Source organism: Cellulomonas sp. Root485 (genome assembly GCF_001426705.1).
In the GTDB taxonomy this organism is placed as follows: Bacteria; Actinomycetota; Actinomycetes; order Actinomycetales; family Cellulomonadaceae; genus Cellulomonas.
Genome location: NZ_LMFC01000001.1, coordinates 217,158 through 236,715, shown reverse-complemented (window position 1 = coordinate 236,715; position 19,558 = coordinate 217,158). Strand labels below are relative to the sequence as shown.

The 19,558-nt window shown below is 70.4% G+C and carries 18 protein-coding genes; 7 read left to right on the top strand and 11 right to left on the bottom strand.

The features are described from left to right. Positions 1-2: 2 nt before the first annotated feature. Together ASD16_RS01120 and ASD16_RS01115 are read right to left on the bottom strand one after the other, a co-directional pair. Entirely contained in the window at positions 3-1,511 is a 1,509-nt protein-coding gene (locus tag ASD16_RS01120) for an alpha-N-arabinofuranosidase (protein ID WP_055911989.1), read from the bottom strand. Beyond that, positions 1,508-2,806: a glycoside hydrolase family 27 protein gene (locus ASD16_RS01115; protein WP_082570667.1), complete on the bottom strand. Its 1,299-nt coding sequence runs from the start codon at positions 2,804-2,806 to the stop codon at positions 1,508-1,510. The genes ASD16_RS01120 and ASD16_RS01115 overlap by 4 nt, the downstream gene beginning before the upstream one ends. 292 nt (positions 2,807-3,098) lie before the next feature. On the opposite strand from ASD16_RS01115, the gene ASD16_RS01110 reads away from it, so the two are divergent. The 5 genes from ASD16_RS01110 (at position 3,099) to ASD16_RS01090 (ending at position 8,278) form a co-directional block, all read left to right on the top strand. Continuing rightward, complete coding sequence (locus ASD16_RS01110; protein WP_055911985.1) at positions 3,099-4,454, top strand: sugar ABC transporter substrate-binding protein; 1,356 nt, start codon at positions 3,099-3,101, stop codon at positions 4,452-4,454. Positions 4,455-4,525: 71 nt separating this feature from the next. Continuing rightward, a complete protein-coding gene (locus ASD16_RS01105) occupies positions 4,526-5,470 on the top strand; it encodes a carbohydrate ABC transporter permease (protein ID WP_055911983.1) in 945 nt (314 codons plus the stop codon). Between the two features lie 24 nt (positions 5,471-5,494). Then, positions 5,495-6,391 carry a carbohydrate ABC transporter permease gene (locus ASD16_RS01100; RefSeq protein ID WP_200942795.1) on the top strand — a complete coding sequence of 299 codons (897 nt, stop codon included), beginning with the start codon at positions 5,495-5,497 and terminating at the stop codon, positions 6,389-6,391. Between the two features lie 4 nt (positions 6,392-6,395). Continuing rightward, positions 6,396-7,646 (top strand): arabinan endo-1,5-alpha-L-arabinosidase, encoded by a 1,251-nt coding sequence (locus ASD16_RS01095; RefSeq protein ID WP_055911979.1) that lies wholly within the window; start codon positions 6,396-6,398, stop codon positions 7,644-7,646. Further along, entirely contained in the window at positions 7,643-8,278 is a 636-nt protein-coding gene (locus tag ASD16_RS01090; protein WP_055911977.1) for a DUF624 domain-containing protein, read from the top strand. Before ASD16_RS01095 ends, ASD16_RS01090 begins: the two co-directional genes overlap by 4 nt. A gap of 35 nt (positions 8,279-8,313) precedes the next feature. Here ASD16_RS01090 and ASD16_RS01085 read toward each other — a convergent pair whose 3' ends face one another. The 4 genes from ASD16_RS01085 to ASD16_RS01075 all read right to left on the bottom strand — a co-directional run bounded on the left by ASD16_RS01085 (position 8,314) and on the right by ASD16_RS01075 (position 11,400). After that, complete coding sequence (locus tag ASD16_RS01085) at positions 8,314-9,390, bottom strand: LacI family DNA-binding transcriptional regulator (RefSeq protein WP_235523066.1); 1,077 nt, start codon at positions 9,388-9,390, stop codon at positions 8,314-8,316. A gap of 152 nt (positions 9,391-9,542) precedes the next feature. Beyond that, positions 9,543-9,641 (bottom strand): 30S ribosomal protein bS22, encoded by a 99-nt coding sequence (locus ASD16_RS21300; RefSeq protein WP_003792170.1) that lies wholly within the window; start codon positions 9,639-9,641, stop codon positions 9,543-9,545. 160 nt (positions 9,642-9,801) lie between these two features. After that, positions 9,802-10,029, bottom strand: a complete 228-nt coding sequence (locus tag ASD16_RS01080) for a helix-turn-helix domain-containing protein (protein WP_055911975.1) — start codon at positions 10,027-10,029, stop codon at positions 9,802-9,804. Between the two features lie 183 nt (positions 10,030-10,212). Next, positions 10,213-11,400: an acetoin utilization protein AcuC gene (locus ASD16_RS01075; RefSeq protein ID WP_055911973.1), complete on the bottom strand. Its 1,188-nt coding sequence runs from the start codon at positions 11,398-11,400 to the stop codon at positions 10,213-10,215. Between the two features lie 130 nt (positions 11,401-11,530). Between ASD16_RS01075 and ASD16_RS01070 the strand changes: the two genes are divergently transcribed. Both ASD16_RS01070 and ASD16_RS01065 read left to right on the top strand, forming a co-directional pair. Beyond that, positions 11,531-12,907: a TrkH family potassium uptake protein gene (locus tag ASD16_RS01070; RefSeq protein ID WP_055911971.1), complete on the top strand. Its 1,377-nt coding sequence runs from the start codon at positions 11,531-11,533 to the stop codon at positions 12,905-12,907. Between the two features lie 64 nt (positions 12,908-12,971). Continuing rightward, positions 12,972-13,607, top strand: a complete 636-nt coding sequence (locus tag ASD16_RS01065) for a TrkA family potassium uptake protein (protein ID WP_235523065.1) — start codon at positions 12,972-12,974, stop codon at positions 13,605-13,607. Between the two features lie 81 nt (positions 13,608-13,688). On the opposite strand, the gene yjfF is transcribed toward ASD16_RS01065, so the two are convergent. From yjfF to ASD16_RS01040, 5 genes are all read right to left on the bottom strand, one after another. Then, positions 13,689-14,717 (bottom strand): galactofuranose ABC transporter, permease protein YjfF, encoded by a 1,029-nt coding sequence (gene yjfF / locus ASD16_RS01060; RefSeq protein WP_055911967.1) that lies wholly within the window; start codon positions 14,715-14,717, stop codon positions 13,689-13,691. After that, entirely contained in the window at positions 14,717-15,766 is a 1,050-nt protein-coding gene (locus tag ASD16_RS01055) for an ABC transporter permease (RefSeq protein ID WP_235523064.1), read from the bottom strand. The genes yjfF and ASD16_RS01055 overlap by 1 nt, the downstream gene beginning before the upstream one ends. Further along, positions 15,763-17,310, bottom strand: coding sequence for a sugar ABC transporter ATP-binding protein (locus tag ASD16_RS01050; RefSeq protein WP_055911965.1), 1,548 nt, complete (start codon positions 17,308-17,310; stop codon positions 15,763-15,765). The genes ASD16_RS01055 and ASD16_RS01050 overlap by 4 nt, the downstream gene beginning before the upstream one ends. 96 nt (positions 17,311-17,406) lie before the next feature. Then, positions 17,407-18,411: an ABC transporter substrate-binding protein gene (locus tag ASD16_RS01045; RefSeq protein WP_082570532.1), complete on the bottom strand. Its 1,005-nt coding sequence runs from the start codon at positions 18,409-18,411 to the stop codon at positions 17,407-17,409. Between the two features lie 380 nt (positions 18,412-18,791). Beyond that, positions 18,792-19,523, bottom strand: a complete 732-nt coding sequence (locus ASD16_RS01040; RefSeq protein WP_055915517.1) for an ABC transporter permease — start codon at positions 19,521-19,523, stop codon at positions 18,792-18,794. Between the last annotated feature and the right edge of the window lie 35 nt (positions 19,524-19,558).

The window sequence follows — 19,558 nt, the reverse complement described above, 5'->3', positions numbered from 1 at the left end:
GGTCAGACCCCCAGCCGGACGACGTTCCAGGACACCGGCGGCACCTGCACCGACACGCGGCCGTCGCGGACGGTCGCGGTCGTGTTGACCCGCGGCGCCACCGAGGTGTCGTCGTCGGCCGTGGCGGACCAGGTGTGGTCCGGGTTGGCCAGCGTGGTCGCCTCGATCACGCGCAGGCCGGGCAGCGAGCGCGTGTCGACCTCGAGCGTCACCGTCTCGGTCAGGGAGCGGTTGACCGCGAACACGGCGACGTCACCCGTCTCGGCGTCGCGCGTGGCCACGGCGTCGACCAGAGCGGCGTCCCCGTACTTCGCCGTCTCGTAGGTCGGTGCCTCGACGGCGACCTGGAGCACGTCGCCCTTCGCGTATCGGGAGGCCTGCGCGAACGGGTGGAAGATCGTCTGCTTCCAGGACCGGCCGCCCGGCTCGGTCATGATCGGCGCGATCACGTTGACCAGCTGCGCGAGCGACGCGGAGTGCACGCGGTCGGTGTGCCGTAGCAGGGAGATCAGCAGGTTGCCGACCACGACGGCGTCCGCGACGTTGTACCTGTCCTCCAGCAGCACGGGTGCGACGGGCCAGTCGTGCCCGGTGGGCGGCTGGGACTCGGCGCGGTGCTGGTACCAGACGTTCCACTCGTCGAACGAGATGTGGATCCGCTTGTCCAGCTTCTTGTGCGCGCGCACGGCGTCGGCGGTCGCGCTCACGGACTCCACGAAGTGGTCCATGTCCACGGCCGACGCGAGGAACGAGCCGAGGTCACCGTCCTCCTCCCAGTAGTACGCGTGGGCGGAGATGAGGTCGACCTGCTCGTAGGCCTCGGTGAGCACGATCCGCTCCCACTCCCCGAACGTCGGGATGGCGACGCCCGACGAGCCGCACGCGACGAGCTCGAGGTCCGGGTCGACCATGCGCATCGCTCGGCCGGTCTCGGCGGCGAGGCGGCCGTACTCGTAGGCGGTCTTGTGGCCGATCTGCCAGGGGCCGTCCATCTCGTTGCCCAGGCACCACATGCGGATGTCGTACGGGTCGTCCGCGCCGTTCGCGCGGCGCTGGTCGGACAGGCGGGTGCCGCCGCGGACGTTGCAGTACTCGAGCAGGTCGACGGCCTCCTGCACGCCGCGCGTGCCCAGGTTGACGGCCATCATCGGCTCGACCTCGGCCAGCTTCGCCCAGCGCATGAACTCCTCGACGCCGACCGTGTTGGGGTCGGTCGAGTGCCACGCGAGGTCCAGGCGGGCCGGGCGCTGGTCGCGCGGGCCGACGCCGTCCTCCCACCGGTAGCCCGAGACGAAGTTGCCACCGGGGTAGCGCACGGTGCTGACGCCCAGCTCCCGGGTCAGCTCGAGCACGTCCTTGCGGAACCCGTCGGCGTCCGCCGTCGGGTGCGCGGGGTCGTGGATGCCGGTGTAGACGCAGCGGCCGAGGTGCTCGACGAACGAGCCGAACGTGCGCCGGCGGACCGGACCGACCCGGAAGGCCGGGTCGAGGGTGAGTCGGACGGGGATCATGAGGTCTCCTGGTTCGGTCGGGTGTCGAGTGCGGTCCAGCGCACCCCGTGGGACGGGATCTCGAGGACGAGTGCTCCCTCGGGTTCCCACGTGGTCGGGTGCAGGTCAGGGGTGGTTCCGGGGTCCCACAGGTCCCGGGTGGTCCAGGTGTCGGCCGCGGCGACGTGCCCGACCAGCGACGCGAGCGGGATCGAGACCGTCCGCGGCGAGGGTCCGGTCCAGAAGGCGGCGACGTACGTCGTGGCCCCCTCGACCGCGGTCCACACGATCAGCTCGCCGTCGTCCAGCGGCTCGCGGACGAGCTCGCGCCCGTCGCTCGCGTGCCGAAGGACGTGGCCGACGGCCGGGGTGGCGAGCAGGTCGAGCGTCGCGGGGTCGCTGGTCGGCAGGTCTCCCCCGACCATCAGCGGCGACCGGGCCATCACCCAGAGCGTGAGGATCGTGCGCTGCTCGTCGGGGGTGAGCCGGCTGTGCCGGTCGTCACCGCGCTCGGCGCGCAGACCGATCCGGCCGAGCGGCAGCATGTCGGCGTCGGCCCAGCCGCCCGGACGCTGGAACGGCGCCCACCGGGCCAGCCGAGCGAACTGCGCGTGCACGTCCTCCCAGCGGTCCCAGAGGTCGTCGGAGATCCGCCACATCTGGGCGTGCTCGCGCAGGTGGTCGACGTGCGCGGTGGACAGGTGGGTGCCCGGCGACAGCGACAGGACGATGTCCCGCCCCGAGCGCTCGATCGCCCGCGCCCACGCCTCGACCGCGTCCGGGTGGTAGGGCGCGAGCATGTCGTCGACCTTGAGGAAGTCGACACCCCAGCCGGCCAGCTGCGCGACCAGACCGTCGAGGTACGCCTGCGCGGCGGGGTGGTCGTGGTCGAGCCCGTAGTTGTCCTCGTTCCAGGGGCAGACCGAGGTGGTGTCGGCGGCGTCGCGCGCGGTCCAGGAGGTGCCCTCGACGGGCAGGTCCTGCTCGACGGCGATCCGCGGGATGCCGCGCATCAGGTGCACACCGAACCGCAGGCCGAGGTCGTGCACCGCGTCGGCGAGCGGTCCGAAGCCGCGACCGCCCGCGGCGGACGGGAACCGGTTCTCGGCGGGCAGCTGGCGCCCGAAGTCGTCGAGGACGAGAGACGACCCGTCGTTGTAGCCGTGCGCGCGGGCCGCGGGGTCGTACCAGTCGATGTCCACGACGACGGTGTCCCACCCGTGCGGCAGCAGCCGCTCGGCCAGCACGGCCGCGTTGGCGAGGACCTCGTCCTGCGTCACCGTCGTCCCGTAGCTGTCCCAGCTGTTCCACCCCATGGGCGGTGTCTGCGCGTGGCGCGACATCTGGAGGCCCCCTTGCACGTCGGTTTCTACATCGTTGTAGACGCATCATGCATGGCCGCTCCGATGTCGTCAACCGACCGTTATGCGTTCGTGGCTTGACCCGGCGGCGGTTCCCGTGTCATGTTCTACATCGTTGTAGATCAACGTTGTAGATGCAGCGTCGATCAAACGAATGAGGTCAACGACGACCCTGACGGACCAGCCCCACATCGGGTCCCGACGCGACCGTGACCTCGCACATCCTTGGGATATGGGAGGCAGGACGATGAAGAGGAACAGGCTCATCGCCGGCGCCGTGTGCGCCGCGGTCGCCGGGACGCTCACGCTCACGGCGTGCAGCGACGGCGGCGACGGCGCAAGCGACGGCGGCGACAAGGAGATCACGTTCATGTTCCGCGGTGGACCGGACGAGAAGGCGGCGTACGAGGCCGCCATCAAGAAGTACACCGCGGACACCGGCGTGAAGGTGAAGGTCATCGTGACCGACGCCGACCAGTACGCCACCAAGCTCCAGGCGGCCGTGGCCGGCAACAACGTGCCCGACGTGTTCTACATCGAGCAGGCCAGCCTGCAGTCGTACGTGAGCTCGGGCGTCCTGATGGACATCACCGAGCAGGTGGACGCCAGCGGCATCGACCTGGACAACATCTGGCCGTACGGCGTCGACTCCTACCGGTTCGACGGCACGCTCCAGGGCACCCCGGACGGCAAGCTCTACGGGCTGCCCAAGGACGTCGGCCCGTTCTCGTTCGGCTACAACAAGACGATGCTCGAGGCCGCGGGCATCCCGCTGCCCGACAAGGACACCCCGCTCACGTGGGACGAGTTCGTCGACATCAGCAAGCAGCTCACCGTGGACACCGACGGAGACGGCGCCATCGACCAGTGGGGCACCGGGCTCAACGTCCAGTGGAACCTGCAGTCGCTGGTCTGGAGCAACGGCGGCGACTGGACCAACGAGGACCGCACCGAGGTCACCGTGGACACCCCTGAGTTCGCCGACGCACTGCAGAAGTTCGCGGACCTCACCAACGTCGACAAGGTCACGCCGTCGGCGTCCGACGCCGCGACGCTCGACACGTACCAGCGCTGGATGGCCGGCGAGATCGGCTTCTTCCCCGTCGGCCCGTGGGACGTCTCGGTCTACAACGACCTCGACTTCGACTACGACCTGATCCCCTGGCCGACCGTCGGTGACGGCGGCACGGCCACGTGGCTCGGCTCGCTCGGCATCGGCGTCTCCGCGACGTCGAAGCACCCGGACGACGCGGTCAAGCTGGTCACGTACCTGAGCACCGACGCCGACGCGCAGCAGACGCTCGTCGACGCCAACATCCAGATCCCGAACCTCATCGACATGGCTGAGGCCTGGGCCGCCGAGGAGGGCGCCGAGCCCGCCAACCGGCAGGAGTTCCTGGACATCGCGCAGGAGTACGGCCGGGCGATGCCGGCGGCGTTCACGTACGGCGCCGAGTGGTACGACGAGCTCTGGACCAACATCCAGCCCGTCCTCGACGGCAAGCAGACCGCGGCCGACTACCTGGCCGAGGAGCAGCCCAAGATGCAGACGCTCCTCGACGAGTCGAACGCCACGGCCGAGCAGGCCGCGGCCGGCAAGTAGCACCACCTCCTCCCTGTCCCCGCCGCCCGAGCACGCCCTCGGGCGGCGGGGACCCCAGGAAAGGCTCCGAGATGACCGCGACCGTCGAGTCGACCACCACCCGGCAGACGTCCGAGCAACGTGCGAAGCATGCGAACCGCAGGCTGCACCGCACGGAGCACCGCTGGGCCCTCGCGTTCGTCGCCGCCCCGATCCTCGGGTTCCTGCTCTTCACGCTGTACCCGATCTGCTTCGCGGTGTACGCGTCGCTGACCAGCTGGAACGGCCTGGGCCCGATGACGTTCGTCGGGTTCGACAACTACGTCACCCTGTTCGGCGACGAGTACTTCCGGCTCTCGCTCTACAACACGTTCTTCTACATGATCGGCATCCCGATCGGCCTGGCGCTCTCGCTCCTGCTGGCCCTGGCGCTGAACCGGAAGATCCCCGGCCGCACGGCGTTCCGCACCATCTACTACGTGCCGGTGATCTCGTCGCTGGCCGCCATCGCGATCGTCTGGCAGTTCGCCTACAACGGTGACTTCGGCCTCATCAACCAGGTGCTCGCCTGGTTCGGGATCGAGGGTCCCGACTGGCTGCAGAACACCGCCACCGTCAAGCCCGCGATCATCATCATGGCCATCTGGAAGGGCCTCGGGTACTCGATGCTCCTGTACCTGGCGGCCATCCAGGGCGTCCCGGCGTCCCTGCACGAGGCCGCCGCGCTCGACGGCGCCAACGCGTTCCAGCGGCTGCGGAACATCACGTTGCCGATGGTCCGCCCGGTGACGTTCTTCCTGGTGGTCACCAACATCATCGCCGGGTCCCAGATCTTCACCGAGATCAACATCATGACGCCCGCCGGCGGACCGGAGTTCAGCTCCGCCTCGATCGTCTGGTACATCGTGCGCAAGGCGTTCAAGTACCAGCAGATGGGCTACGCGACGGCGATGTCGATCGTCCTCGGCGTGCTCGTCTTCGTCATCACCTTCATCCAGTTCCGCCTCAACCGGCGCAACAGCTTCAGCATCGACTGAGGAAGACACGGAGACGGAGCCACCATGGCCACGACCTTGATGAAGCCCCCCACCCCGGCGCTGAAGGACAAGCCCCGCACGGGCGCCCAGCGCGAGAGCCGCCTCGGCAACGTCGCCCTGTTCGTCCTGCTCGCCGTCGGCTCGCTCGCGATGCTCGCGCCGCTGCTCTGGATGTTCACCACCGCGCTGAAGACCAAGGTGCAGGTGTTCGCCCTGCCCCCGGTCTGGATCCCGAACCCGCCGCAGTGGGACACGTTCATCCGCATGTGGACCGAGGCCCCGATCCTGTCGGGCTTCAAGAACAGCCTCATCGTCGCCCTGAGCGTGACGATCATCGGGACGTTCACGTCCGCGCTCGCCGCGTTCGCGCTGGCCAAGCTGCGGCTGCCCTACAAGAACGCGATCTTCCTCGTCCTGCTCTCGGGCCTGATGGTGCCGTACCCGACGATCATGATCCCGCAGTTCGTGATGTTCTCCCGGCTGCACTGGGTGGACACCCTGCTGCCGCTGATCGTCCCCCTGCTGTTCGGGAACATCATCATGATCTTCTTCCTGCGGCAGTACCTCTCGACCGTCCCCGACTCCATGATCGAGGCCGCCAAGATCGACGGGGCGTCCTACCTGCAGATCTTCCGCGTGATGATCCTGCCGATGATCCGGCCGGCGATCGCCGCCCAGTTCATCCTCTGGTTCATGTTCATCTGGAACGACTACCTGGCGCCGATCCTCTACCTGAACACCCCCGAGAAGCAGACGCTCCAGGTGGTCATCGCCAACCTCAACGTCGAGTTCGCGACGCAACGCGACTACCCGCTGATCATGGCTGCGTCGTTCGTGGCGCTGCTGCCGATCCTGGTCGTGTTCCTCATCTTCCAGCGGCAGATCATCGAGTCCGTCGCGCTCACCGGCTCGAAGGGCTGACGGGATGGTCCCCAACACGGCCCTCTGGGGTGGCCGGCACGCGCACGACCCGACGGCGGTCCGCGACGACGACGGCACGTACTGGCTGTTCTCCACCGACGCGTGGTCCGACGGTCCCGTGCGCGCCGGCGTCCAGGTGCGGCGCTCGAAGGACCTGGTCACCTGGGAGTTCCACGGCTGGGCCCTCGACGGGGTGCCGGCGGACGGCGCCGCCTGGTCCGGCGCGGCGGGCCTGTGGGCTCCCGACGTGGTGCGGGTGGGCGACGAGTGGCGCATGTACTGGTCGGCGTCGACGTTCGGCTCCCGCACCTCCGCGATCGGCCTGGCCGTGGCGCCGCACCCGACCGGTCCGTGGGAGGACCGCGGGCTCGTGGTGACCAGCCGGCACGACGTCGACGGCCCGAACGCGATCGACGCGAACGCCGTGGTCGACGCCGACGGGCGGCACTGGATGGTCTACGGCTCCTTCTTCGGCGGCATCCACGCGCTCGAGCTCGACCCCGTCACCGGCCTGGCCGTCGGCGAGGCGCCCGGCATCCTGCTCGCCCGACGGCCCCGCAGCGTCGAGGGGGCGGTCGAGGGCGCGTTCGTGCTGCCCCGCCCGGACGGCGGCTACGCGCTGGTCCTCTCGTACGACTCCCTCTTCTCGACGTACCACGTCCGCGTGGGCGTCTCCGCGCAGCTGACCGGCCCGTACGCCGACCGTGCGGGGCGCGACCTCACCGACCTCGACGGCGACCCCGCGCTCGTCGGCACCCTCATGCTCGCGGGCCACACGCTCGACGGCGGCCGCTCGTGGCTCGCCCCGGGGCACGCCTCGGTGCTCACCGACGGTGACCGCCAGCTGCTGGTCCACCACGTCCGCGACGCCGCCGACCCCACGCAGCACGAGGTCCAGGTGCGCCGGCTCGTCTGGACCGCCGACGGTTGGCCTGCCGTCTCGCCGCAGCCGTGGGCGGGCGACGCGGAACCTGACGACGCGCCGCCCACCGACCCGGCCGACCTGGCCGGGACGTGGGAGCTGGTGACGTTCGACCAGGCCACGGCCGGGTCCGTGACGACCTCCCGGACGCTGACGATCGGCGACGACCTCCTGGCGACCGTGACCTCGCACGGCAGCGGCCAGTTCGCCTGGCCGGGCTTCGAGCTCGTGGTGTTCCCGTCCGTCGACGCCGTGCGCGGCGTCCGCACGCTGTCCTTCGCCGGGCTCGACGCGGAGGGCAACGCGACGCTGGGCACGCGGGTGGGATCGTGAGCGACCTCGTGGTGGACGGCTGGGCCGGGCGCGTGATGGTGTTCCTGCGCGTCGGCACTCAGCTCGTCGCCGTGAACGTGCTCGTGGTGCTGGGCACGCTCCTGGGGGCCGTCGTGCTGGGCGCCTACCCGGCGCTCGCAGCGGGTGGCGGTCTGCTCGCGCGGCTCGTGGGCGGGTCCCCGTCGGAGCACCTCTGGCGCGACTTCTGGTCCGCGTACCGGTCGGGGTTCCGACGGCTCAACCTCCTCGGCGCACCGCTCACGGCCGGGTTCGTGCTCCTGGCCCTCGACGCGTCCGTGCTCGCCGCCGCGTCGCCGGGTCCGACGAAGGCCGTGCTGACCGTCGGTGTCGTGGCCCTGACCACCTACCTGGTCCTCGCGCTCCTCGCGCTGGTGCCCGTGGCCCGGCGGTACGACGACGTCCCCGCGACGCGCACGTGGCGGTTCGTCGCCGTCGCGCCGCTGGTCTCCCCCGTCACCAGCCTGGCGGTCGCGGCGGTGCTCGTGGTCCTGGCGGTGACGTTCACGTACATCACCGTGCTGGTGCCCCTGATCGGCCTCAGTCTTCCGCTGCTGGCGTCGGGGTGGCTGGTCGACCAGCGCCTGAACACGCTCGACGCCCGCACGTCCTGACCGCCCGCCGCCGGACCGCTCGGTCCGTCGAGGTCTCAGGCGCTCTGCGACGCAGGCGGCACGGCCGCCACGGGCGCCCGCTCGCCCAGCGTCGACTCCCGGCCGATGATCTCGAAGTCGGTGATGACCTGCACGAACGGCTTGCCGGGCTCGAGCTCCTCGATGCGCGCGAGCAGCAGGTCGACCGCCGTCGTCGCGATCTGCTCACGCCCGGGGGCGACCGTCGTCAGCGTCGGCGACGAGTAGGCGGTCTCCTCGATGTCGTCGAAGCCGATCACCGCGATCTGCCCCGGCACGTCGATCCGGCGCGCGTGCAGCGCGTGCAGCGCGCCCAGCGCGAGGGCGTCGTTCAGGCCGAACACGGCGTCGATCTCGACGCCCGAGTCCAGCAGCCGCTCCATCGTCTCGGCGCCCGTCGCGCGGTGCCACAGCCCCGCCTCACCGATCAGCGCGGGGTCCACCGGCAGCCCGGCCTCCTCGAGCGCCTGCCGGTAGCCCTGCACGCGCAGCGCGGCGGACCCGACGGTCTCCCCCTCGTGCGCGCCGATCACGGCGATGCGCCGGCGCCCCAGGTCGAGGAGGTGCTGCGTCGCCGCGCGGGCGGCCTCGACGTTGTTCATGGTGACGTGGTCCGCGGGCCCGCCGAAGATGCGCTCACCGAGCAGCACCATCGGGAAGTCGACGTGGAGCGCCTCGGCGTCCTGCGGCCCGAGCTCCAGCGGCGAGAAGATCAGCCCGTCGGTGAGGTGGCGACGCTGCCCGGAGAGCACGTCGAGCTCGCGCTCGCGCACGGACCCGGTCTGCTCGATGAGGACGGTCAGCCCGCGGGCCTCGGCCGCGCGGATGACCGAGTCGGCGAGCTCCGCGAAGTACGGCAGCGACAGCTCCGGCACGGCCAGCCCGATGATCCCGGTCCGGCCGCGGCGCAGGTTCCGCGCCGAGATGTTCACCTGGTACCCGAGGTCGGCGATGGCGGCCTCGACCCGTTCCTTGGTGGCGGGCCGGATGTACTGGTACCCGTTGACCACGTTGGAGACGGTCTTGATGGACACCCCCGCCCGCGCGGCGACCTCGTGCATCGTCACCGCGGAACCCCGCTTGGCCGTGCTCATCGCTGTCTCCCTGGTGCGCGCCCCTGCCGAGGGACAGAGTCCCAGACCAGCGCCACTCTACATCGATGTAGAAGGCGCGCGGCGGAAACACGACGGGCCCGGCAGGTGCCGGGCCCGATCGTCGGAGCTGGCGGCCTGGTGGCCGCCGTGGCTCACTTCTTGTTACGACGCTGGTGACGCGTCTTGCGCAGCAGCTTGCGGTGCTTCTTCTTGGCCATCCGCTTGCGGCGCTTCTTGATGACGGAGCCCATGGGGTCCTCACTTCGCTTCCGATGGAGGCCCGGCGACGGGCCGTTCTGGTGGTCGATCGACGCGTAGAAGAGATCGAGTGCTACCGAGTCGACCACGCACGAACAAAGTCCGAGGCTCTACCTTACGCGATGACGGGAGCGCTGAGCGACGCCCGGGCGATCAGGACGTCCTGCGATCCTGCTCACGCGCCTCGACAGCCGGCGACGTGGCGAGGTAGTGGTCGAGCGCGTCCTGCGGGACGCGGAACGAACGGCCGACGCGGACGCCCGGCAGCTCGCCCGAGTGCAGCAGGCGGTAGACGGTCATCTTCGAGACGCGCATGACGTCGGCAACCTCGAGCACCGTGAGGAATCTCGTGCGGCCCGGCTGGTCGCGCTGGTCGCTCATATCCGCTTCCGTTCCGCCCGGCGCGCGGCGGGCCCGCGCACCCACCCGGCGGGTGCCGGACCAGCGTAGTGGCGCGTGGGACGCGTGGGATAGAGGTGACGCCTGGGACGTCGCTCGTCCGGCCCAACCTGTCCGCCTCGAACCCCGACATCGGCGACGTCCCGGCGGCGGCCGCCCACCCGGTCAGTCGTGGTCCGGGTCCAGGCCCAGGGACGGGAAGACGGCCGTGCGGGTGGCGCGGATGGACCTGTCGACGTCGTCACCCGGGTCGTAGCCGGCCGACCACGGGCTGAACCGCGCGTCGCGACCGTCCGTCATCAGGTCCGGCCCCAGCCGCCCGTACCGCTCTCGCACCAGGGAGCGCCACTCGTCGGGGACCTGCGAACCCGTGTCGACGGGATGGTGCGTCGCGATACCGAGCAGGTGCGTCCACGACCGCGGCACCACGTCGACCACGGCGTAGCCCCCACCGCCGAGCGCCACCCAGCGACCGTCCGCGACCTCGTGCGCCAGGTCGTGCAGCAGGTGCGCGGCGCGCACCTGCCCGTCGATGCTCACCCGCAGGTGCGTCAGGGGGTCCAGCAGGTGGGTGTCGCAGCCGTGCTGCGTCACCAGGACGTCCGGGTCGAACGCGCGCACCACGGGGGGCACGACGGCGTCCAGCGCACGCAGCCAGCCGGCGTCACCGGTGCCGGACGGGAGCGCGACGTTGACTGCCGTGCCCTCGGCGCCGGGGCCGCCCGTCTCCCGGGCGTGGCCGGTCCCCGGGAACAGGGCCTGCCCGGTCTCGTGCACCGAGACCGTGAGCACCCGTGGGTCGTCCCAGAACACGGCCTGGACCCCGTCGCCGTGGTGCGCGTCGATGTCGACGTAGGCCACGCGCTGGGCCCCCGCGTCCAGGAGGGCCCGGATGGCGACGGCCGCGTCGTTGTAGACGCAGAACCCCGACGCCGACGCGGGCATCGCGTGGTGCAGCCCTCCGGTGACATTGACGGCGTGCAGTGCGCGCCCCTCCCACACCGCGAGCGCCGAGTCGACCGACCCCTGCACCACGCGCGCCGACGCCTCGTGCATGTCCGGGAACACCGGGTCGTCGGACGTGCCCAGGCCGAACGCGGGATCGGTGGTGCCGTCCGTGGACGCGGCGTGCACGGCGGCCACGTAGGCGGGCGTGTGGACGGTCTGCAGGAGGGCGTCCGAGGCCATCTCGGCGCCGACCAGCTCGACGTCGTCGCCGACCAGCAGCCCGAGCGCCTCGGCCAGCCGGATGGTCAGGTCCAGCCGCTCGGACGTCATGGGATGCCCGTGGCCGAAGTCGTACGCGAGCATCTCGCGCGACCAGACCACGCGCACGGGTGCCGACGACGTCATGCGCTCACCGTCGCACCCGGGGCCGCTGCTGTCGATCCGACGGGCCCGTGCCTGTCGGGTCGAACCACACGCCCGGGACATGCCAGAGTTGCCCCGACCGGCGAGCGCCGGGCCGGTTGCGGGAGGTGTGATGGCGCGGGGTGGCCCGGGCGTGGCGTGGCGGTGGCGCGAGTACGTCGACCGTTCGGCACGGCAGTCCCCGGCCCGGCTCGCGCTCGGGGTGTTCGGCCTGGTGATCGGCACGATCACGCTCGGCCTCTCCGCCCCGTGGGCGACGGCCACCGGACAGCGCGCCCCGTTCGTCGACGCGCTGTTCACGGCGACCTCCGCCAGCACCGTCACCGGCCTGGTCGTGGTCCCGACCGGCGAGTACTGGTCGGCGTGGGGCCTCGTCGTCATCCTCGTCGCCATCCAGATCGGTGGCCTCGGCGTGATGACGCTCGCGTCGCTGCTCGGCATGGCCGTGTCCCGGCGCATCGGCCTGACGCAGCGGCTGCTGGTCTCGTCGGAGACCAAGGAGACGCGGCTCGGGGAGGTCGGGTCGCTGATCCGGACCGTCATCATCACGTCCGTCGCGCTCGAGCTGACCATCGCGCTGGTCCTGTTCCCGCGGTTCCTCATGTTCGACGAGGACCTGGGCGAGGCGGCCTGGCACTCGATCTTCTACGCGATCTCCGCGTTCAACAACGCCGGCTTCGTGCCGACGCCGTACGGGCTGGAGCCGTTCGTGTCCGACTGGTGGGTGCTGATGCCCATCATCATCGGCGTGTTCATCGGCTCGCTCGGCTTCCCCGTGATCCTCAACGTGGCCCGGCGCCTGCGCGAGCCCCGGCGGTGGAGCCTGCACTCGAAGCTCACGGTGACCACCAGCCTCGCGCTCGTCGTCGCGGGATCGGTCCTCGTGGCGGCCTTCGAGTGGACCAACCCGGACACCTTCAAGCCCCTGGGCCCCAGCGCCACGGCGCTCGCCTCCCTGTTCGCCGGGGTCATGCCCCGGTCCGGCGGCTTCTCCACCGTGGACGTCGGCGAGATGCACGAGAGCACCTGGCTCCTCATGGACGCCCTCATGTTCGTCGGTGGCGGCTCGGCGTCGACCGCGGGTGGCATCAAGGTGACGACGCTCGCCGTCATGCTGCTCGCGATCATCGCGGAGGGCCGTGGCGACAAGGACGTCGAGGCCTACGGGCGGCGCATCCCGCGCGAGGCCCTGCAGGTCGCGATCGCCGTCTCGCTGGTCTCGGCGACACTGGTGCTGGTCTCGTCGCTGCTTCTCCTGGCCATCACCAACCTGACCCTCGACAGGGTGCTCTTCGAGGTCATCTCCGCGTTCGCCACGTGCGGGCTGTCCACCGGCATCACGCCGGACCTCCCCGACCCGGCGAAGTACGTGCTCACCGTGCTCATGTTCATCGGCCGGACCGGCACGATGACCCTTGCGGCCGCGCTCGCGCTGCGCAACCGTCGTCGGGTGATCCGGCTACCAGAAGAGAGGCCGATCATTGGCTGACAGGTTTGGCGACGCCCTCAAAGGGACGCAGAACGCACCGCGCACGCCGAAGAAGGACTCGGGCGTGCTCGTCATCGGGCTCGGCCGGTTCGGGTCCTCCATCGCCGCGACCCTGGACCGGCTCGGCCAGGACGTGCTCGCCGTCGAGCGCAACCCCGAGCTGGTCGCCCAGTGGGCCGGCCGCATCGCGCTCGTCGAGGCCGACGCCGCCAACCCCGAGGCGCTCGAGCAGCTCGGCGCGCGCGAGTTCCCCGTGGCGGTCGTCGGCGTCGGGTCCTACCTCGAGGCGTCGGTGCTCATCACCGGCAACCTGGTGGACATCGGCGTCCCGCAGATCTGGGCCAAGGCCGTGAGCAACGAGCACGCGCGCATCCTGCAGCGCATCGGTGCGCACCACGTGGTGCTCCCCGAGGCCGACGCCGGCGCGCGCGTGGCCCACCTGGTGTCCGGCAAGCTGCTCGACTACATCGAGGTCGAGGACGGGTTCACCATCGTCAAGATGCGCCCGCCCAAGGAGACGCAGGGGTTCACGCTCGCGCAGTCCAAGGTGCGCGAGCGCTACGGCGTGACCGTGATCGGCGTGAAGAGCCCGGGCATCGACTTCGTCTACGCGACCCCGGACACGCGCCTGTCGGGCAACGACCTGATCATCGTGTCGGGCCACGCGGACCTGCTGGAACGCTTCGCGGCGCGCCCCTGACGCACCGAGCTCGGTGGTTCGGGCCGAGCTCGGTGGCTGCAACCACCGAGCCGGGCGCGAACCACCGAGCTCGACGTCGGGCTAGCGGCGGCGGATGACCAGCAGGCGCTGCAGGACCACGAAGATCAGCAGCAGGGCGCCGATGAAGATCTTGGTCCACCACGAGCTCAGGGTGCCCTCGAACGTGATGATCGTCTGGATCAGGCCCAGCACCAGCACGCCGAGGACGGACCCCAGGACGAAGCCGCTGCCACCGGTCAGCAGGGTGCCGCCGATGACCACCGCGGCGATGGCGTCGAGCTCCATGCCGACACCGGTCAGCGCGTAGCCGGACCGCGAGAAGATCGCGAACAGCAGGCCGCCGAGCCCCGCACAGGTGCCGCTGATGACGTACACCAGCACCTTGGTGCGGGCCACGGGCAGACCCATGAGCTTCGCGGACTGCTCGCTGCCGCCGATCGCGTAGACCGTGCGACCGAACCGCGTGTAGTGCAGCGTCACGAACGCGATGGCCACGACGGCCAGCGCGATGACGCCGCTCGGCGTGATGACCAGGCCGTCGTCGGTGCCCCAGCGCGTCCGGGCGAGCGACACGATGGTCGGGTCGGTGATGGGGATGGACTTGGGCGCCACGATGTAGCAGAGCCCCCGGGCCAGGAACATGGCGGCCAGGGTGGCGATGAAGGGTTGTATCTCGAACACGTGGACCATCACGCCGACGACGAGCCCGATGACGGCGCCGACGAGGATGACCGCCGGGATCGTGACCGCGGCACCGTAGCCGTGCGTGAACATCCAGGCCGCGACGCAGCCGGACAGCGCCACGACGGCGCCGACGGACAGGTCGATCCCCCCGGTGAGGATCACGAACGTCATGCCGACGGCGATCACCACGAGGAACGAGTTGTTGATGAGCACGTTGGCCATGACGCGGCCGGTGAGGAAGTTCTCGTACCTGGAGCCGCCGATGATGAGCATCGCGACCAGGACGACGACCGTGCCCAGGACGGGGATGTACCGCTCGTCGATGCGGAAGCGTCGGACACGGGAGCCGAGGGACGCTCGCGCGTCCGTGGGCACCTTCGAAGGGGTGAGCTGGTCGGTCGCCATCAGGCCGGGACCTCCACGGGAGCAGGGGCCGCCACAACTCGTCGTTTCCGCAGCTTCTGCCGGACGACGGGCGACTGGAGCAGGCAGACCAGGATGACGACGAGGGCCTTGAACAAGGAGACCGCGTTGGCGGGGACGCCCAGGATCGTCACCGAGAACGTGAGCGTCGTGATCACCAGGACCCCGACCAGCGTGCCGACCAGCGAGAACTTGCCGCCCGCCAGCGAGGTGCCACCGATGACCACCGCGAGGATGGCGTCGAGCTCGATGAACAGCCCCACGTTGTTGGCGTCGGCCGCCATGATGTCGGAGCTGCGGATGAACCCGGCGACGCATGCGAAGAACGCGCACAGGATGTAGACGGTCCAGATGATCGTCCGGGCCCGCACGCCGGCCAGCCGCGAGGCGACGGGGTTGATGCCGACCGACTCGATGAGCACCCCGAGCGCCGTGCGACGCGTGATGAGGGCCATGGCGACGAAGAAGAACCCGGCGATGAGCGCCGCGACGGGCAGCCCCAGCCAGTAGCCGGTGGCGATCGTCTTGTACGGGGCGCTGGTCACGGTGGTGATCTGGCCGCCGGTGATGAGCATCGCGATGCCCCGGCCGGCGGTCATGATCACGAGGGTGGCGATGATCGGCTGGATCCCGACCACCGCGACGAGGAACCCGTTGAACACCCCGATCAGGAGGCAGACCAGGAGCGCGCTGCCGATGGCGGACAGCACGACGGCGAGCGACTCCGGGTTGTCCGAGGCCGCGATCTGGGACAGGGCGACCGCCCCGGCGATCGCCATGACGGCGCCGACGGACAGGTCGATGCCGCGCGTCGCGATGACGAGCGTCATGCCCAGGGCCACCAGCAGCAGCACGCTGGAGCGCCGCACGATGTCGATCGGGCCGCCGTACAGGTGCCCGTCCAGGACCGTGATGTTGAGGAAGGTGTTCGACTTCAGCACGCAGGCCAGCACCAGCACGGCCAGCGCGACGACGGGCCAGAACAACCGGTGCCGGGTGATGGCACCGGCCGAACTCATGACGGAGCTCATGACTGCCCTCCGCTCGCGATGAGGTGGACGACGTCGTCGGTGGTGACGTCGTCGTTGTTGGTGATCTCGGCGACCTTGCGGCGGTCGCGCAGCACCGCGATGCGGTGGGAGAGGCGCAGGACCTCCTCGAGCTCGGCCGAGATGAACACCACGGCCATGCCCTGCGCGGCGAGGTCGGCGACGAGCTTCTGGATCTCGGCCTTGGCGCCGACGTCGATCCCGCGGGTGGGCTCGTCGAGGAGCAGGAGCTTCGGGGCGGTGGCGAGCCACCGCGCGAGCAGCACCTTCTGCTGGTTGCCGCCGGACAGGTTGCCGGCGATCGCCTCGGGGTTGGCCGGGCGGATGCCCAGCGTCTCGATGTAGCGGTTCACGACCTCGTCGGACTTGCGCTTCGAGACCCGGCGCAGCCAGCCGCGGTCGGCCTGGAGGCCCAGCACGATGTTCTCGCGCACCGTCAGGTCCCCGACGATGCCCTCGGTCTTGCGGCTCTCCGAGGAGTAGACGATGCCGCGCGCCAGGGCGTTGCGCGGGGTCCGCATCTTCGTCGTGACCCCCTCGACCCGGAGCTCGCCCGAGTCCGCGTGGTCCGCGCCGTAGAGCAGGCGCGCGAGCTCCGTGCGGCCGGAGCCGAGCAGACCCGCGAGCCCGACGACCTCACCGGCGTACACGTCGAGGTCGAACGGCTCGATGGTGCCCTTGCGCCCCAGACCGATGGCCTGCACGAACGGCTGCGTGTCGGACCGCTCGGCGACGGACCGCTTCGGGGCCTCCTCGAGCTCCTCGAGCACGGCGAGCGCGCGGCCGATCATCTTCTGCACCAGCTCGACCCGGTCCAGGTCCGCCGTGCGGTACTCCCCCACCAGCGCGCCGTTGCGCAGGACCGTCATGCGGTCGCTGATCTCGTACACCTGGTCGAGGAAGTGGGAGACGAACAGGATGGCGACGCCGCGGTCGCGCAGGGCGCGCACGACGTCGAACAGCCGGGCGACCTCGTCGGCGTCGAGGCTGGACGTCGGCTCGTCGAGGATGAGCACCCGGGCGTCGACGACCATGGCACGCGAGATCGCGACCAGCTGCTGGACCGCCAGCGAGTGGGACGACAGCGACGACTTCGGGTCGATGTCGAGGTTCATGGTCCGCAGGTGCTCGCGGGCAGCGCTGCGGGTACGCCGCCAGTCGACCACCCCGGCGCGGCGGACCTCGTGGCCCAGCATGATGTTCTCGGCCACCGACAGGTTGTCGCAGAGGTTGACCTCTTGGTAGACGGTGCTGATCCCCGCGGCCTGCGCCTGCGCGGGACCGGCGAACGTGCGCTCCTCGCCGTCGATGACGATCGACCCGGAGTCGACCGTGTAGACGCCGGTGAGGGCCTTGATGAGGGTGGACTTCCCGGCACCGTTCTCGCCCATCAGGGCGTGCACCTCGCCGGGGAACAGCCGGAAGTCGACGCCGTCGAGCGCCTTGACCCCGGGGAACGTGATGGAGATCCCGGTCATCGCGACGATGGGTGCCGGGTCCTGCGTGGTGACTGCTGTGTCGGTCATCGTCGACCTTTCGTCCGCGCCGGTCTCACGGTACCGGCAGGGCGGTGCTGCCCGGGGGGACGCGGAGGTCCCCCCGGGCAGCCGGGGCGATAAGGGTCAGTACTGGCGGTCGGCCAGAACTGCCTGCGCACCCGCCTGGTCGAACGCCTCGTCCTTGGTGACGATGCGCGGCTCGACGGTGCCGCCGTCCTCGAGGGTCTTGATGATCTCCGCGAGGTCCGGGCCGAGCAGCGGGTTGCACTCGACGATGTAGCTGATCTCGCCGGCCGCGAGGGCGGTCATGCCGTCCTTGACGCCGTCGATGGTGACGACCTTGATGTCCTTGCCGGGCACCTTGCCGGCCGCCTTGATCGCCTCGATGGCACCCAGGCCCATGTCGTCGTTGTGCGCGTACACCACGTCGATGTCGGGGTACGCCTGGAGGAAGCCCTCCATGACCGTCTTGCCCTCGGCGCGCGTGAAGTTGCCGGTCTCGGAGGCGATCACCGAGATGTTGTCGTTCCCGGCGATGGCGTCCTCGAACCCGGTCTTGCGGTCGATCGCCGGTGCGGAGCCCGTGGTGCCCTGCAGCTCGACGACGTTGATGGGCTCGGTGCCGAGGTTGTCGGAGACCCACTCACCGATGCGCTTGCCCTCCTCGACGAAGTCGGACCCGATGAACGTCACGTAGAGCGACGTGTCCTCGGAGTCGACCGCGCGGTCGGTCAGGATGACGGGGATCCCGGCGTCCTTGGCCTCCTCGAGCACGCTGTCCCAGCCGGACTCGACGACCGGGGAGAACGCGATGTACTGCACACCCTGGGCGATGTACGACCGGATCGCCTGGATCTGGTTCTCCTGCTTCTGCTGGGCGTCCGAGAAGCTGAGGTCGAACCCGGCCTCAGCCGTGAGGGCGTCCTGGATCGACTTGGTGTTGGCTGCACGCCAGCCGCTCTCCGAGCCGACCTGGCTGAAGCCGACCGTGATCGCGCCGCCGTCGCCACCGTCACTACCGGCGGTCTCCCCGTCACCGGAGTCACCGCTGCTGCACGCTGCGAGACCGAGTGCGAGCACCGCGATACCTGCCGCGATCGACCGTGACCTGAACATCTTGCTGACCATCTGCTTCTCCTCCTCGAGAAACGCACTCGCTCGCAGGCCCGACCCACGCCGGTCGGGCCGCGTCGTGCACCGGGGCACCGGGACACGCGTCCCGCTGGACCGAGGTCCAGCAGGTGGTTCGCCTGCATGTTAGCGCTCACATTCGACGCAGGGGCGGCGTTCAAAGGTTGCATTCCGGTCACGCTTCGGAGAGGTCGCGCATCTCGCGCAGCGCCGGGACCCCACGCGCGGGCACGAACTCGCTCCTCCACGCCGAGCTCGCCGGACAGCGCCGAACTCGTCGTTCCGCGCCGGCTGCCGCTCACGATCTCGTCGCAGGCTGTCCATCCGGCGCGGTCGACGCGAGGACCCGGAGGTCGGGCAGCGCCGGGTCGGGGGCCTCAGGGGGTGCGGCGGCGGAGGGTGGCGGCGCCGACCACGAGGGCGCCGACGATGAAGCCGGCGATCACCGCCACGTCGCCGCGCACGTCGGTCCACGTGCCGCCCGCGGCCAGCAGCTGCATGGCGTCCAGGGCGTAGGTCAGCGGCAGCACGCGGGAGATCCACTCGAGGACGGTCGGCATCTCGTCGCGCGGCATGAGCAGCCCGCAGGTGATCAGCTGCGGGAACAGGACCAGCGGCATGAGCTGCACGGCCTGGAACTCGGTCTTCGCGAGGGCCGACGCGCCCAGGCCGAGCGCACACCCGAGCACGGCGTCCAGCACCGCGACGAGGACCACCAGCCCGATCGGCCCGGCGACGTCCATGCCGCACACCCAGACCGCGAACCCGACGATGACGAGCGCCTGGACGGTCGCGAGCACGGCGAACGCGAGGGCGTAGCCGACGACGACGTCGCCGCGCCCGATCGGCAGGGTCATCAGCCGCTCGAGCGTCCCGGACGTGCGTTCCCGCAGCGTGGCGACGCTGGTGACCAGGAACATCACCATCATCGGGAACAGCCCCACCAGCAGCGGACCGAACTGGTCGAGCACCGGGGTGCCGTTGAACATCCACGCGATCAGACCGATCAGCACGCACGGCAGCAGGACGACGAGCGCGATGGTCCGCTTGTCGTGCCGCAGCTGCGTGAGGACGCGGCGCGCGGTCGCCGCGGTGAGCGTGACCGTCATCGTGCGCGACGGGACGTCCCGGACCGCCGTCGCGG

Bases quoted from the DNA above. Each gene is read 5' to 3' on its own strand.
- ASD16_RS01050 (WP_055911965.1), bottom strand. From the start codon at position 17,310: ATGACCGACACAGCAGTCACCACGCAGGACCCGGCACCCATCGTCGCG.
- ASD16_RS01105 (WP_055911983.1), top strand. From the start codon at position 4,526: ATGACCGCGACCGTCGAGTCGACCACCACCCGGCAGACGTCCGAGCAA.
- ASD16_RS01085 (WP_235523066.1), bottom strand. From the start codon at position 9,390: ATGAGCACGGCCAAGCGGGGTTCCGCGGTGACGATGCACGAGGTCGCC.
- ASD16_RS01100 (WP_200942795.1), top strand. From the start codon at position 5,495: ATGGCCACGACCTTGATGAAGCCCCCCACCCCGGCGCTGAAGGACAAG.
- ASD16_RS01070 (WP_055911971.1), top strand. From the start codon at position 11,531: ATGGCGCGGGGTGGCCCGGGCGTGGCGTGGCGGTGGCGCGAGTACGTC.
- ASD16_RS01115 (WP_082570667.1), bottom strand. From the start codon at position 2,806: ATGGGGTGGAACAGCTGGGACAGCTACGGGACGACGGTGACGCAGGAC.
- yjfF (WP_055911967.1), bottom strand. From the start codon at position 14,717: ATGGCGACCGACCAGCTCACCCCTTCGAAGGTGCCCACGGACGCGCGA.
- ASD16_RS01095 (WP_055911979.1), top strand. From the start codon at position 6,396: ATGGTCCCCAACACGGCCCTCTGGGGTGGCCGGCACGCGCACGACCCG.
- ASD16_RS01120 (WP_055911989.1), bottom strand. From the start codon at position 1,511: ATGATCCCCGTCCGACTCACCCTCGACCCGGCCTTCCGGGTCGGTCCG.
- ASD16_RS01040 (WP_055915517.1), bottom strand. From the start codon at position 19,523: ATGACGGTCACGCTCACCGCGGCGACCGCGCGCCGCGTCCTCACGCAG.
- ASD16_RS01110 (WP_055911985.1), top strand. From the start codon at position 3,099: ATGAAGAGGAACAGGCTCATCGCCGGCGCCGTGTGCGCCGCGGTCGCC.
- ASD16_RS01055 (WP_235523064.1), bottom strand. From the start codon at position 15,766: ATGAGCTCCGTCATGAGTTCGGCCGGTGCCATCACCCGGCACCGGTTG.
- ASD16_RS01080 (WP_055911975.1), bottom strand. From the start codon at position 10,029: ATGAGCGACCAGCGCGACCAGCCGGGCCGCACGAGATTCCTCACGGTG.
- ASD16_RS21300 (WP_003792170.1), bottom strand. From the start codon at position 9,641: ATGGGCTCCGTCATCAAGAAGCGCCGCAAGCGGATGGCCAAGAAGAAG.
- ASD16_RS01045 (WP_082570532.1), bottom strand. From the start codon at position 18,411: ATGGTCAGCAAGATGTTCAGGTCACGGTCGATCGCGGCAGGTATCGCG.
- ASD16_RS01075 (WP_055911973.1), bottom strand. From the start codon at position 11,400: ATGACGTCGTCGGCACCCGTGCGCGTGGTCTGGTCGCGCGAGATGCTC.